Here is a 15,947-nt window from a genome sequence, read left to right on the forward strand (position 1 = left end):
GAGGGAGAAACGATGTTTGAACGCTTTACGGACCGAGCCCGACGGGTCGTCGTCCTCGCGCAAGATGAAGCGCGCAGCCTCAATCACAACTACATCGGTACCGAGCACCTCCTGCTCGGCCTGATTACCGAGGGCGAAGGCGTGGCCGCGAAGGCCTTGGAAAGTCTTGACATCAATAAGGATGCGGTTCGCGCAGCAGTCATCGACATTATCGGTGAAGGCGAGAAGCCGGTCGAAGGACACATTCCCTTCACCCCTCGCGCCAAGCGCGTTTTTGAGCTGAGCCTGCGTGAGGCACTGCAGCTCGGCCACAACTACATCGGCACCGAGCACCTTCTCCTTGGCCTGCTCAAGGAAGGCGAAGGCGTGGCCTCGCAGGTTCTTATCAAGCTCGGCGCAGACCTCGGCAAGGTTCGCCAGACCGTCATCGAGCTTCTCTCCGGCTACCAGCGCAATAGCGATGATGGTCGCGAAAGCGTCGGTGTTGGCGCTTCCTCCACTGGTTCAGGTCAGACGAACTCGGCGATTCTCGAACAGTTTGGTCGTAATCTCACCCAAGCTGCCCGTGAAAACAAGCTCGATCCGGTGATTGGTCGCCGCACTGAGATGCAGCGCGTCATGCAGATCCTCTCTCGCCGCACGAAGAACAACCCGGTTCTGGTTGGTGAGCCAGGCGTTGGTAAGACCGCCGTTGTCGAAGGCCTCGCTCAGGCAATCGTTGCCGGCGACGTGCCCGAAACCATCAAGGACAAGCAGATCTACAGCCTTGATATGGGTGCGCTGGTCGCTGGCTCGCGCTACCGCGGTGACTTCGAAGAGCGTCTGAAGAAGATCCTCAAGGAAATTCGTACTCGCGGCGACATCATCCTCTTCATTGACGAGATCCACACCCTGGTCGGTGCGGGTGCCGCGGAAGGCTCAATCGACGCCTCGCAAATGCTCAAGCCCATGCTTGCGCGCGGCGAGCTGCAGACCATCGGCGCAACCACCAGCGACGAGTACCGCAAGTACATCGAAAAGGATGCGGCTCTTGAACGTCGTTTCCAGCCGGTGAAGGTTGACGAGCCCAGCGTCGAAGAGACCGTGGGTATCCTCAAGGGCCTGCGCGATCGCTACGAGGCCCACCACCGCGTGATCATTACTGACGCCGCGATCCAGGCTGCCGCTGAGCTGGCCGACCGCTATGTCTCTGACCGTTTCCTTCCGGATAAGGCCATTGACCTGATGGACGAGGCCGGTGCTCGCCTGCGTATTTCCCGCATGACCGCGCCGCCTGAGTTGCGCGAGCTGGACGAGAAGATCGCCGAAGTGAAGCGCAATAAGGAGTCTGCGATTGACGATCAGGACTTCGAGAAGGCCGCTGCTCTTCGTGACGAGGAGCAGAAGCTGACCGAAGAGCGCAAGCAGAAGGAATCCAGCTGGCGTGATGGCTCGCGCGAGGCAATTGCCGAGGTTGGCGAGGATGATATCGCCGAGGTTTTGGCGATGTCGACGGGTATTCCGGTCTTCAAGCTGACCCAGACCGAGTCTGCGAAGCTCCTCAAGATGGAAGACGAGCTGCACAAGCGCGTCATCGGTCAAGATGCCGCGGTTAAGGCTCTGGCTCAGTCGATCCGTCGTACTCGAAGCGGCCTGAAGGACCCGAAGCGTCCCGGTGGCTCCTTCATCTTCGCCGGCCCGACCGGTGTTGGTAAGACGGAGCTTGCGAAGGCTCTGGCCGAGTTCCTCTTCGGTGATGAGGATGCGCTGATCCAGCTCGATATGTCCGAGTTCTCTGAGAAGCACACCTCTTCGCGTCTCTTCGGTGCTCCTCCCGGCTACGTCGGTTACGACGAAGGTGGCGAGCTCACCGAAAAGGTCCGTCGTCGTCCCTTCTCTGTCGTCCTCTTCGATGAGGTCGAGAAGGCCCACCCGGATATCTTCAACTCCCTGTTGCAGATTCTGGAAGAAGGCCGCCTGACCGATTCGCAGGGCCGCAAGGTTGACTTCAAGAACACGGTCATCATCATGACGACGAACCTGGGTACGCGAGACATCAACAAGGGCGTCCTCACCGGCTTCCAGTCCACCGAGAACATCACTCACGACTACTCACGCATGAAGGCCAAGGTCAACGAAGAGCTCAAGCAGCACTTCCGCCCTGAGTTCCTCAACCGCGTGGACGAGGTCGTTGTCTTCCCGCCGCTCGACAAGGAGCAGATCAAGCAGATCGTGGATCTGATGATCGCCAACCTTGCCAAGCGCATGGAGGCTCAGGATATGAAGCTTCAGATCACCGACGAGGCGCGCGAGCTGCTTGCCGACCGCGGTTTCGATCCGGTTCTGGGTGCTCGTCCGCTGCGTCGCGCAATTCAGCGTGATATCGAAGATGCGCTTTCCGAGCGTATTCTCTTCGGCGATATCCTTCCGGGACAGGTTGTCACTGTCGGCGTGAAGGGCGAAGGGGCAGAACGCGAGTTCACCTTCAACGGTCAGTAAGACCAATAGCAGTGGTGCTCCTTGGGTAGTCCCCCTTGAGTTCGCCGTGACTTGTTGTACGAGGCCGGGCGGGGGTCTGCGAGAATTGTTGCGCAGGCCCCCGCCCGGTTTCTGTTTGATTGGAACTTGGTGTTCAGTACATACATGAATGTAATTTGTAGGATTTTTTCCGCGAAATATTGCGGAAAAACTGAAAATAGTTAATGTGATCTTTGACTTGAGTTCTTCAAATGAGCGTGCCTCGTGGGACACTAAAAGATGCGAAATAGAAGAATAACTCCCCCTACCCATCAGCAAGAGTGGTGAAAAATATATGAAGCAGCAGCATGGTGCATCCGCATCGCGCGTTAATCGACGCCGTCTTCCGGCTGCGTTGGTTGCTGCATTTACTGTTACCGTCTCGACTCTTGCCATCCTTCACCAGGGCGTAACGACCGCTGAAGTCGATGTCGATGATGGCGGCATTTGGGTGACAAACTCTTCGAAACGGCTTGTTGGTCACCTGAACTACGATTCTCGGATTCTTGACGGTGCCCTGCGCACAAAAACAACCGAATTTGATATCGGTCAATCGGGCAATGACGTCAGCTTCATGGATAAAACAAGCCACTCCGTTGCCCCCATTGACGTTGCTCAAGTTTCTGTAGGAGCTGCGACCTCTCTGCCTGAAAATGTGAAGGTAGTCCAAGGTGGGTCACGACTTGCTGTCATGGATGCTTCCCAAGGCCAGGTTTGGCTCGCTCAAGTGGCCAGTCCTTCCGGTACTGCCTATACAGATGAGGGTGCGCTGGCAAGCGATATGGAGCAGGGCGCTGTTGCTGTTTCCCAGAAGGGCACTCTTTTTGCGATTTCAGCCCAGGGTGGCCGCCGTATTACCGTCACGCGCGAAGGCCAATTGGACCGCCTGAAATCGCAAGATGTTGAGGGGCTTTCAGGCAACGCTGAACTGGTCATGACTGCAGTGGGAGAGCAGCCCGTTGCTTTAGATAAGCGAAATCGTGTTCTGGTTCTTCCAGATGGAAAGCTTCGCAACCTTGCCGATGATGGCATCAGCGGAAATATCACTCTGCAAGAATCTGGTCCCGAATCGTCTTCCGTGCTTCTTGCGACCGACCGTGAGTTGATCTCCATCCCTCTTAAGGGCGGAGCCGCCACGAAGATTCCGGCGTCAAATGATGGTGCATCGGGTACACCTTCGCGCCCCGTTTTCCATAAGGGGTGCGCCTACGCCGCTTGGTCAAAATCCGGCGCATACCTGCGAAACTGTACTGATCCCAGCCTCAACAAACAGATGACAGTTGACTCATTGAAGTCAGCTCAATCAATCGTTTTCAGAACAAACCGCACTCGAATTGTTCTCAATGACACCACTTCGGGATCGGTATGGATGCCCGAACACGACATGGTTTTGATGAACGACTGGGATCAGATCGAGTCTCAGCTTGAAAAGAAGGAAAAGCAAGAGGACTCTCCTCAGGTCACGGATCAGATCGCAGACCCAGAGCGAAAAGAGCAGAACACTCCTCCCGATGCGGTTAATGACGACTTCGGCATTCGCCCCGGTCGAACTACTACGCTTCCGGTCCTGAACAATGATTCTGATGCGGATGGAGATGTCCTGACCGCTCGTCCAGTCACCGACCCTCAGTTTGGGAAGGTCACGCGTACCCGCGGCGGGCGAGCTCTTCAAATTACGGATGTTCCCGATAAACAGACCGGTAGTACCTCCTTCACCTATGAGGCATCCGACGGTAAAGCGGTTGCCACCGCTCGCGTGAATGTGACCGTGCACCCGTGGGAGATGAATTCGGGGCCAAAGCAGCTTCGCGATCCCGGCGTCACTCTGGGTAACCGTGCCCAAATCGAGTACAACGTGTTGACCGACTGGCAAGACCCAGATGGTGACCCCATCTTCTTGGCGAATGCTCACGCGCCAGAGGGCATTGAACTTCAGTTCCGCGAAGAAGGAACACTTCAAATCCGAGATCTCGGTGCCAGCGTGGGTGCACACACAATCACTCTTGAGGTCTCAGATGGCCGTCAGAGCACGACGGGCACCCTCACTGTTAATGTTCAGAACCCCGGAAACTTGCCTCCCGTAGCGAACGCAGACTTCTACGTCGCGCGTGCTGGTGAAGTAGCGACAATTTCCCCGCTAGCAAATGACACTGACCCCAACGGAGACAACCTGTCCCTGGTTGCTCTTTCAGTTGCGCCCGCGGGAAGCCAAATTACACCCGATCTTGAACTGGGAACGGTAAATTTCGTTGCCCAAGCTCCGGGTTCCTACCAATTCACCTATACCGTTTCCGACGGTCCTTCGACCGCTCTGGGTGTTATTCGCGTTGACGTTGTCGAGGCCGATCAGCAGGCAGTCCCCGTCGCTGAAGATGACCTCGCCGTCCTGCCCGCAGGCGGTTCCGCGTTGCTTGCGCCCCTGAATAACGACTCAGATCCCGCGGGCGGTGTGCTAGTCATCCAAAGAATCGAAGTCCCTGCAAATCTCGGCTTGGAAGTGACTTTGGTCGACCGCCATCTGTTGCGCATTACAGCCCCCGGTGGTCTGGAGAGCTCGGTCTCCTTCGACTACGCCGTCTCCAATGGGACGAATACCGCTAAAGCACGAATAACCGTCGTCCCAACCAGTGCACAGGACACGAAGCAGCCTCCCGAGTTGCAGCCAGACCGCACGCGCGTACGTGTCGGCGATATCGCCTCGGTCCCAGTGCTTGCCAACGATCGTTCTCCTTCAGGCTTGACCCTGAAGGTTGACCCGAACCTCCAATTCACCCCGAATGAGGCCGTGGGCACCCCCTTCGTGACGGGCAACTTGGTCCGCCTTGAAGCGGGGAACACCCCGGGCGTTATGCACGTTGCCTACACGGTGCGCGACAGCGCTGGAAACATGGCGACCTCGACCGTGACCTTTGAGGTTCTTCCCAAGAGCGGAACCAATGCACAGCCGCAGCCGAAGGCACTGACTGCTTGGGCTGTCAGCGGTGAAGCGACCCGTATTCCGGTGCCTTTGAATGGCATTGATCCCGACGGTGACTCAGTCACGCTGGTTGGTATCGAACAATCCCCGACCAAGGGTACTGTCGAGCTCGGCGTGGACTGGCTGGAATACACACCGGCGCCCAATACGACGGGTACCGATGTCTTTACCTACATCGTTGAGGATCGTCAGGGGAAGCAAGCTTCTGCACGTGTACGCGTGGGCATTGCCCAGCCTGCAACAGTCAATCAGCCTCCGACGGCGGTCCCAGATACCGTCCTGACCCGTCCGAACAGGCAATTGGGCGTCGCGGTGCTCCAAAACGATATTGATCCTGACGGTGATCCAATCTCGATCGTCCCCGGTTCTCTTCAGACTGCGACCGCAGAGCTAAAGCCTGAAATTCACGGAAATTCCATTGTTTTGACGACCCCTGCGCAGGATGGTTCCTACCTGGTGTCCTATGAAGTCACGGATAACCGCGGTGGTATTTCACGTGGAACATTGACGATTAACGTCGCAAATGACGCGCTGCTCCAAGCTCCTATCGCGCGCGATGACGTTGTTGCGGCCTCGCAGCTGCCGGAAAAGGGCGGCACCGTGAAGGTCCCGGTCTTGGCAAACGATGAAGACCCGGATGGTGATGTCAACAATCTGCGTGTGTCTACGAAGGCCGCAGGCGTCGAAGTGAGCGGTTCCGACCTGATCATCACTCCACAAGAAGAGCGCATGATGATCGTCTACACGGTTACTGACGCCGACGGTTTGAGCTCTTCGGCAGTTGTTTCCGTGCCTGGACTTAAGCACAACCAGCCGACCATCGACACCACGAAGGTTCCCGTTAAGGTGCGCGCCGGTGAAGACGTCACCCTCGATATTTCCGACTACGTCATCGTTCGTGAAGGACGCAGTCCGCGTATCACCAATGCCGCAACACTTCGTCCTTCTGCCGGTATTGATCAGGGAATGACCTTGAGCGATGAACGGCACGTGAGTTTCCACGTGAATTCGGAGTGGTCAGGGAAGTCATCCTTCTCCTTCGAAGTCTCTGACGGAGCTGCGGGCGATGACTCGGCCCTAACTGCGACCTTGACTCTGCCCCTGAAGGTAGAAGCCACGCAAAATCAGCCGGTTTCCTTCATTCCTACTGCCATTAGGGTTGCTGCCGGAGAGGAAGCAACTGCCGTGGACCTCGCGCAGATGGTGCGAGATCCAGAAGGTGCAGACCCAGCGGGCTTTAAGTACGACATTTCGAACCTTCCCGAGGGCGTTGCAATCAGCCTCGACGGGCATATCCTGCGAGTCCGAGCTGATGTGGACCGACCAAAGGGTTCTGTCGGTTCGGTAACCGTCAGCGTTGATGACGGTGCGGGTGCAGTGAGCGCTCAGATTCCGATCACTGTTGTCGCATCGACCCGACCGCTAATTCAGGTCTCGGATGCGCTTTTGGAAGCGGCACGTTCGGGTGGCCTTGAGGCCGTTGACCTGACGCGCTACACGATCAATCCCTTCCCTGAGACGCCAATCCGTATTGTCGGCGCTTCAATTCAGATCGGTGAAGGAACCGTTGACCCCCAGGGAACGAACCTTAATATCACTCCTGCGGTTGGCTTCCGCGGACAGATGACCGTCCGTTATCGCCTGATGGATGCAACGGGAGATCCTGACCGTATCGTTGAAGGCAAGGTGCGTTTGGTGGTCCGTGACCGTCCTGACGCTCCGACGAATGTCTCACTGACTGCGACCGGCCCGGGCAGCGCGCTGGTGACCTTCCAAGCGGGTGCCGATAACGGTGCGACCATTACCGGTTTCACTGCGACGGACCGCGCAACGGGTCGTAGCTACCCCTGCGAGTCCGGCTCATGTGAACTCAGGGGTCTTGAGAACGGTCTGCGTCACTCCTTCACCGTTGTTGCGCATAACGCGGTCGGTGCTTCAGATCCTTCCGCAGCCTCTCCCGAGGTCCTCATCGATATGCGTCCCGAAGCGCCCCTGGCGCCTAGAGTTGAGCCCGAAAACGGTGCAATTGTCGTGAAATGGACACCACCGACCAACCAGGGTTCCGCTATCAGGAACTACACGCTTTACGTGTACGAGAACGGCGGTGCACGCCAGATTGAGGTCCCAGGCGACGTTACCGAATGGCGCGTCGATGGATTGCGTAATGGCCAGACCTACTCTGTCGCAATCTCCGCAAAGAACGGTGCAGAAGAACCTTCACCGACCTCGCAGAACTCCGCGAAGGTGACACCCTTCGGTCCTCCGGATCGCACCGATGGAGTCCGCGTCGAAAACATCGGTGGACAGGGCAATACCGGACGCGTCCGTTTCACGTGGACAACACCGCGCACAAATGGCGCAGAAATTACTCGCTACACCATCGATGTCAACGGTCGAACCGTTGGTGAAGCTGGTGGGGATCGCAATGACTACGCTACCGATCTGCCCGTGGGTGAGAACTATCGGGTGAAGATTCGCGCGTACAACTGGAAGAACGACAGTTCAGAATCCGACGAAGTCGCCTTCCAGGTCTTCACCTCGCCTCTCAACCCGAATGTTGGCTCCTTCTCCTCGACGCCGACCGGTGACCATGGAATGACGAAGGTCAGTGGCCTCTCTGTTAATCCTGGACAGGGCTTCAATAGCCGTAATCTTCACCTCGAGTGGTCGCACAGCGCTGGAGGCCCATGGAACTCCGTGACCAGTGGTGAAATCATCAATATTGGTTCCGATGGAGATGTCCAGATCTTCATTCGCCAAGTTGGCAACGTCAATGGTCAAGAGGTTGCTGGTGGAGCGGTTCCTGTGACTGCGAAGGCGCTTTCTGCCCCCACGAAGCCGACCTACACGGTTGCGGTTCACGAAGGAAGCGTGACAGTGAGCTGGAATGCGAACCCGCCTGCCGGATATCTTGCACCCGATCAAGTTCTTGTCTGGCAACGGGTTGGTGGCGTTGAGACAGAAGTTCCTCAGGGAGCAGTTCTCAATGGCAGCGCAACAATTACCGCAACTGCAGGTTCGGCAATTGAGGTCGGTGTGGGCGCACGTAACTCGCTTGGAACGACGTGGGGTAGCTTGGCCGGAACCGGAACCGACACCGCAAAGATTAACGTTCCCGGTACATTCAGCGGTTCAACATCTCAATGCACTGCCGCGAATGCTCGTGGGGCAGAGCTAGCGGAATGCCAGATGGTCAGCATTACATTGCCCTCGACATGGGCAAGCGATGCAGTGCCACTGCGATGCTCGATGTGGGATGACTTCTCGCAGAGCTACGCGACCTTCACTCCTCGAGGAGGACCAAATTCCACCTTCGAAACGGGCGTTCGACTCAGTAAGGCAAATTCGGGTAATCTTCCGATTCTGCTCGGCCGAGTCACCTGCTCAGTTGCGAGGTAGCCGTGCCGCTTTTCGTTTCCAACTCATACGGGGGACTAACCCCCACCCCTCAACAAGCCAATCACTCGACACTGAAAGATGAATGGAGTCCCTCCCATGGCGCTTAGCTCGCAAGATGCCCAGCGTTTCGCCGAAACCTTCGCCGGTTTGGTCGGCGGTATCTCCCAGGCACTGCTGGACAAAGAACCGGTTATTCGCCTGGCTCTGACGACTATGTTCGCCGGGGGACACCTTCTTCTTGAAGATGCTCCCGGTACGGGAAAGACCGCTCTTGCTCGCGCCATCGCAGCAACAATTGCGGGCACGCACTCGCGTATTCAGTTCACCCCCGATATGCTCCCCGCGGATATTACGGGCGTGAATGTCTACGACCAGAAGAACAACGAGTGGCATTTCCGTTCCGGTCCGATCTTCGCCTCTATCGTCCTTGCCGATGAGATCAACCGTGCCTCGCCGAAGACTCAGTCTGCTCTCCTTGAGGTCATGGAAGAAGCGCAGGTGACGGTTGATGGCGTCACCCACGCCGCGCCTCGTCCCTTCATGGTTATTGCAACGCAGAACCCGGTGGAACAAGCTGGAACCTACCCGCTGCCCGAAGCGCAGCTCGACCGCTTCTTGATGAAGGCCTCGGTCGGCTACCCCTCGCGCGCGGCGATGGCTGAAATTCTTGACGGTTCTGCGGCCCCCGACCGTTCTAAGCGCCTCAAGCCGCTTCTTGAGAGCGGACAGGTGGTTCGCCTTTCCGAACTCGCCGCGCAGACGCACACCGAGCGCGCAGTGTTGGATTACGTTGCCGCCCTTGCCGAGGCCACGCGCGACGATGATTCCGCTACCTTGGGTGTGTCGACCCGTGGTGCTATCGGTATGGTTCGCTGTGCACGAGTATGGGCCGCAGCTCAGGGCCGTCACTTCGTGCTTCCCGATGACATCAAGGCCTTGGCAGCTCCCGTGTGGGCACACCGAATTGTTGTCGATCCCGACGCGGCCTTCTCCGGTGCAACCGCTCAAGGCGTTATCGCGCGTGCTCTTTCCTCCGTCCCTGCCCCGGCGGTGAGCGCCTGAACATGCGCATCAAGGAAGTCCAAGGCGTGAAGGTGGGTGATCGTGGCTAAGCACTCGGCTCCGAAAGCTCCTGCCGCACCGCGCACCTCCGCTTCGCGTCGCGGCGCAAAACACCCCGGAGGAGAGCACCTCGACAGCGGAAAACGTCGTCAAGGAAAACGCTCCTCCGCCAAACGAGGCGCAGGTTCAAAGGACGCAAGCGCACGCTCGTCAAAGAGCTCAGTCTTCGCCTCGGCGCGCGCGAATGTGAAGACAAGCTTGGGCGGGCTTCGCCAGGGCATGTCGCGTTTCGCGCAATCTCTGGGGACTGTTCCGGGTGTGAAGTACCTGCGTCATGCAGCTCGCTCGGTGACCTCGGTTGGCTGGGTTGTGCTTTTCTCGGCACTCGTTGCGGCCGTTGTGTCTCGCGCTTTTGGTTGGGTTGAAGCATTCTTCGTCGCCTGCGCATGCCTTCTTGCCTTCCTCATCGCCGTTGTGTGGGTGATTGTTCCTTCCCCGCATAAGGTTTCAGTGCGACTTCCGCGTCAACGTATTGTTGCTGGTCAAACCGCCGTTGGTGAAATCACCGCTGAAAATATGTCGGATCGTCGCGCGCGCTCGGGTCTTATCGAACTTCCAATCGCCTCATCTGCACTTCAGTTCTTGGTTCCTCCTCTTCCCGGAAGGGGAGTCTGGAGTGAAGTGTTCTCCGTCGTTACCCATCGCCGAGGCCTGGTGACCGTTGGCCCAGCACGTGCACTTCGCGCTGACCCGCTGGGTCTGATTCGTCGAATTGGCACGTGGTCTCAGCCCGTGACCCTTTACGTCCATCCGAAGACCATTCGCGTTCCTTTCGATGCGACAGGTATCCACGCCGATGTTGAGGGTGTCACTACGGCGAAATTGTCATCCTCTGATGTTTCATTCCACGCGCTTCGTGACTATGTTCCCGGTGATGATCGCCGAAATGTCCACTGGCCAATGACCGCTCATATCGGGCGCCTTGTTGTTCGCCAGTTTGAGGAAACGCGCCGTTCGCACCATCTGGTTGTTTTGGATACGCGACTGGGACAGTGGAATGACCGCGATTCTTTTGAAAATGCTGTTTCGATTGCGGCTTCTTTGGTCGTTGCCGACATGGCTGCTTCTCGGACCGTGTCTTTGACGACCGCCACCGATTGGGTGACGACCAGCGCTGCAACGCGCATGCTCGATGCAATGTGCAAGATTCAAGACTCGGGTGAAGCCGATCTGATGGCGCGTCTTCGTGAGGCAATCGCAAAGCGTCCCGGTCTCTCGGTTGTCACGGTTATTGCCGCGCCAACGGTTGATGACGATCAAGCTTCACACCTGTTGAACGCCATTCCGGTTGATGTGCGCAGTGCGGTGGTTCGAGTCCGCCCCGGCCATCCGAAGCTGCGTCGCCTGAGCCACGGAACTTTGGCTGATTGCCCGACTCTTGAGGATCTTCCTCGCTTGGTTGCTGCGGGAGGTCTGGCCTGATGTCTCAAACAACCACCGGTTTTCACCTGGGCGCTCGCGCCGGCTTCCAGGTCTCTCGTCGAGGCCTACCTTCCTGGTTCCTCATTGGTTTAGTTCTGCTTTTCCTTCCCACCATTTGGGTTCACGAGGCCGTTTTTGGGTCGTGGGTCGGCTTGCGTGCAGCTGCGGCTGGTGTCGCTGCGGGTCTTTTCGTCGCCTGGGCCTCGAGCTTCTGGCGCTGGGATTGGCTATCGACTATTGCCGGGCTGATCGCGGCTCACTTCCTCATTGGCGGTGTTGCGGCGTACCCCTCAACAACTTTCTACGGGCTTCCTACCCCACGCACCCTGCAACTCTTGGTTTTGCAGGTGGTCTATGCGTGGAAGGATCTGCTGACAATCACCCCGCCGGCCTCGGCTTATGTCGGTCCAGCAATGGTTCCTTGGCTGAGCGGCCTGCTCTGCTCCTTCATCTCGGCGCTATTGGTCCTTCGCGCTGGGCGTGCAATTGCTGCGGTTATTCCCGTAGCCGTTATGGGAGTTATCGGCATTGCTTGGGGAAAGGGCGGTACCTTCCCGAATATTTGGCTGATCGCCGCATGGTGGGCGCTTGCCTTGGGTTGGTGTGCATGGGCAGATCAGTACCGTCGACTCGAGGCCGGCTTGGATGTTCGTGTCGGTGGGGCAGCCGCATCGGATACCTCCGCGACGCTGGGGGAGACCACTCAGGGCGGCTCTCAGGGCAGTATCCATCTGGGGCGCCAAATCGCAGGTGGCGCACTGGTCATTGCAGTTGTTGCAGCTGCCGCTATTCCGCTAACTAATGCCTATGGCCCGTGGTACACCCGCGTTGTGCTTCGCGATGTTGTCCAACCTCCGCTGGATGCGCGTCAGTATCCCTCTCCGCTGTCTGCTTTCCGTCACTACAACGTTGACTTGCAAGAGCAGAATTTGATCCACGTGGATGGTCTTCCAGAAGGCGCGCGCGTGCGTATCGGTGTCATGGATAGTTACGACGGAACGACCATGACAATGAGTGCTCCGGGAACTGGTCCCTCCAATGGCTTTATTCACGTGGGATCGACCTTGCCGCAGCAGCAGGCTCCCGAAGGTAGCTCGTCAGCCCATATGACCTTCACGACCTCGCAGCTCCTTGGCCCGTGGGTTCCAATCGTCGGTACGCCTTCGACCATGAATTTTGATCAATCTGCATCAGCTTCCGGTACCCAGGCGAACCAACAAGAGGGCAACCCGAATGCCGCTGTGGTGAGCACCCTCTCTGATGGTCTCTACTACGACATGTGGGCGAACGCTGCACTTGCGACATCGAAGAACGTTCAGGGCGGAACCATGGTGTATTCCATGGATTCAACGGTTGTTCCGATCTGGTCGGATGGCCAGCTGTCAGGAACCCGTGCTGTTCCCTATCGCGGCGGAGATAAGGGCGTTCCCGATTCGGTTCGTGATCTGGCAACTCAGACCTCAGCAGCCGAGCAGGGCGATCTTGCAAAGGCCCGCGCGATCGAGCGCTACCTCAAGGAAAAAGGCTTCTACTCGAATGAAGACAATGCTCAGTCGCGCCCGGGTAACCGAGCAGACCGCCTGAGCCGCATGCTTGAAAGCGAGCAGATGATCGGTGACGATGAGCAGTACTCCGTGCTCATGGCTCTGATGCTGCACAACCTCGGCATGAACGCCAGGGTCGTCATGGGCGCGTATCCGAATGAGTCGAAGGGCGGAGATGTCGATCTTCGCGGTTCGGATGTCCACGCGTGGGTTGAGGTTGAGTTCCAAGGAGTCGGTTGGGCGGTTTTCGACCCGACTCCGCCGCGCGACCAAAAGCCTCAAACCGATGTTCCCAAGCCGCGTTCTGTGCCGCGTCCTCAGGTTCTTCAACCGCCAGAGCCTCCCGAACAGCCCGCAGAACTTCCGCCGACAACTACCGATCGCGGTTCAGATTCGAATGATGACTCGCGTCTGAAGATTCCGTGGCGAATCATTGCAACCGGTAGCGGAATTCTTGCGATCATCGCAATCCCGCTTCTGGCTATTCTTCTGGCGAAGAGTCGCCGTACCAAGAAACGTCGTTGGTCCGCGCCCCCGCAGGCGCTCACCGGTTCGTGGGACGAGGTCGTCGATCTCGCGCGCGATGCCGGCGTTGTCGTGCCGACCGACCTTACCCGTCAAGAGGCCGCGTGGATGCTGACGACATCACCTCTGTGGCCAGCAAGTGCTGCCAAGAGCAGTGCCTCAACCCCTCAGTGGTATGAATTTGGCGAGGAGCTCCCCAGGCCTGTTCGGGTTGCCCGTTGGGCAGATACGGCGGATTTCTCCGGTGATGAGGTCCAGCCCGAACAAGCGACTGATTCCTGGCAGATTGTTGATGAGCTGACTCAGGAGCTGCGCGAAAATGCAACTCGCTGGACCCGGATTCGCCGTGCGTTTTCCTTGTCCTCACTGAGCGCACGCTACCGCCAAAAGCACGGTGCTTCACCGATCGGTGTACTTCGTCGCCGTCTTCGTCATCCCTTCAGAGGTAAGCAGTCATGACCCCTTCGGTTCCCTCTAGGCGTCTTCCTCCTCCCGAGCTTCCCGGTCACACCTGGCTGCGAGCCCTGGGTTCTGGAGGTTTCGCTGACGTTCACCTCTACCGCCAGGAGATTCCTGCGCGTGAAGTTGCGGTGAAGGTCGCACGCTCGGTGGGCGACCAGGTTGAATACGCGCAAATCCGTCACGAGGCCGACGTCATGACCTCCATTGCCGGCCACCCCGCCGTGGTGGAGTTGTATTCGATTGGGACTTCACCCGATGGCCGTCCCTATTTGGAAATGGAGTTCTGTCCGGTCGCAAACGTTGCCGAGCAGGTACGCCGAATGCCGATGGCGGTCGATCGAGCACTTGATGTCGTGATTCGCCTGTGTGGAGGCGTTGAGATGCTCCACCGAAATGGCTATGTCCATCGCGATATTAAGCCAGCGAACGTCATGTTCGACTCCTACAACTACCCGGTTTTGGGAGACTTCGGCGTTGCCTCTCGCATTGGGGCTTTGGAAAAAGGAAGCCTGGATGGCTTCTCAGTGCTCTGGGCTCCGCCTGAACAACACAATCGCTCCACCCACGCACATCCGACTCAGGATGTGTGGGCGCTGGCAACAACCTTGTGGACATTCCTCAGCGGGCGTAGCCCATTCGAGGATCCGGTTGGTGACAATAGTGCTGCCTCGGTGGCTGCTCGAGTCTATGAGGGGCGCATTCGTGGGCTTTCTCGCCCGGATGCCCCGAAGGAACTTGAGCGCGTTTTGCGCCACGCGATGCAGCTGGATCCCCGGAAGAGGACCGCGTCAGCGGCTGAACTAGGCCGTCAGCTTCAAGACATTCAGACCCTCATGGGGCGCCCGGTCACCAAGATGGAGTTGCGTGACGGTAATACCGTGGGCAGTTTCGGGGCTCACGGCTCTTCGGTTGGCGCCGCTGATGATGGAACGGCTGCGTGGGGTGCTGTCCAGGGCGAAAATTCCCCGAATGCAGCTCAAGATGAGGCAACCCGCCTGCGTGCGATGCCTTCGATCGATGCCGAGCGAACGCGTTTGCGTGCGCCTTCCCTTGACCTGGGTCAGGCTGCCTCTTCTTCCGCTGCCGAGGCCGCAGCCCCTTCGCCTGCTTCCGTAACCAATCCGTTCGGCGCGAACGCGGCTCTCGAGAATGCTTCTAGCGGGATGCCGTCGCAGCCCACCGATGCCGCGCTTTCGGGTATGCAAGGCCCGGGTATGCAAGGTCCGACACCGACCTTGGAAAACCAGCAGGATTTCGCTGGTCTCCAACAACAGGATGCTTCAGCGGTTGGCGCGGGCAGCGAGCAATTTGGTGCCGGATATGCACCTGCCCCAGACTCGTGGCATGCCCCGGGGCATACCACTCAAAACACCTTCGATACCGGTCATCCCTTGGGTTATCTCCCATATGGTCGACGTTCAGGTCCGAAGAGGACCATCGCGATCATCGCGCTTGTTGTCATGGCAATGGTGGTCTTAGGCGCCGTCATTGTTGCAATGCTGACGGGCGGAGGCAGCATCATCGGGGTGGGGAATCAGACTTCTTCCCCTACGGCCTCGGCAAGTAGTTCTTCAACGCAGGGATCGCAGGGTGAAGACCCGATTGCAGTTCCTCCGCCTGCGGTTGATCAACTGGTTGCGCGCGTGAATGGCGAGGATATCCAGTGGAGTTGGACTGACCCAGCGGTTGGGACCACATCGGCCGGACATCGGCGCTATGTCTATACCGTTTCAAAGCCGGGAGTGGATGATGCGGTTGCTGAGACGCGCCAGAATGCGGTGTCGGTAAAGGCAGTTCCCGGTGAAGTATGTATCGAGGTCGTGTCAGTGGCCGAAAATGGGCGCGCCTCGCAGCCCACGAAGAACTGCGTGAGCATCCCCGAAAATGGGAATGGCCAGAACCAAGAGGGCGATAAGAACCAGCAGGGTAATGGGCAGCAAGGTAATGGGCAGAGCCCACAGGGCGACGCAAATACGAATAAAGAGCAGCACTAACTACTC

Annotated in this window: 6 protein-coding genes; all 6 read left to right on the forward strand. The window is 58.0% G+C overall.

Features of this window, described 5'->3' with window-relative positions; translation table 11 throughout:
- Window positions 1-12 precede the first annotated feature (12 nt).
- Window positions 13-2,478, forward strand: coding sequence for an ATP-dependent Clp protease ATP-binding subunit (locus HGAS_RS05545; protein ID WP_009408473.1), 2,466 nt, complete (start codon window positions 13-15; stop codon window positions 2,476-2,478).
- 313 nt (window positions 2,479-2,791) lie between these two features.
- Window positions 2,792-8,872 carry an Ig-like domain-containing protein gene (locus tag HGAS_RS05550; protein ID WP_019126855.1) on the forward strand — a complete coding sequence of 2,027 codons (6,081 nt, stop codon included), beginning with the start codon at window positions 2,792-2,794 and terminating at the stop codon, window positions 8,870-8,872.
- 96 nt (window positions 8,873-8,968) lie between these two features.
- Window positions 8,969-9,934 (forward strand): AAA family ATPase, encoded by a 966-nt coding sequence (locus HGAS_RS05555; protein WP_019126856.1) that lies wholly within the window; start codon window positions 8,969-8,971, stop codon window positions 9,932-9,934.
- 36 nt (window positions 9,935-9,970) lie between these two features.
- Window positions 9,971-11,416, forward strand: a complete 1,446-nt coding sequence (locus HGAS_RS05560) for a DUF58 domain-containing protein (protein WP_019126857.1) — start codon at window positions 9,971-9,973, stop codon at window positions 11,414-11,416.
- A complete protein-coding gene (locus HGAS_RS05565; protein WP_019126858.1) occupies window positions 11,416-13,944 on the forward strand; it encodes a transglutaminase-like domain-containing protein in 2,529 nt (842 codons plus the stop codon). The genes HGAS_RS05560 and HGAS_RS05565 overlap by 1 nt, the downstream gene beginning before the upstream one ends.
- The gene (locus HGAS_RS05570; RefSeq protein ID WP_019126859.1) at window positions 13,941-15,941 is read left to right on the forward strand and encodes a serine/threonine-protein kinase; all 2,001 of its coding nucleotides are present in this window, start codon (window positions 13,941-13,943) and stop codon (window positions 15,939-15,941) included. Before HGAS_RS05565 ends, HGAS_RS05570 begins: the two co-directional genes overlap by 4 nt.
- Window positions 15,942-15,947 lie beyond the last annotated feature (6 nt).

The organism is Actinomyces sp. ph3, from assembly GCF_000308055.1.
Lineage (GTDB): Bacteria > Actinomycetota > Actinomycetes > Actinomycetales > Actinomycetaceae > Pauljensenia.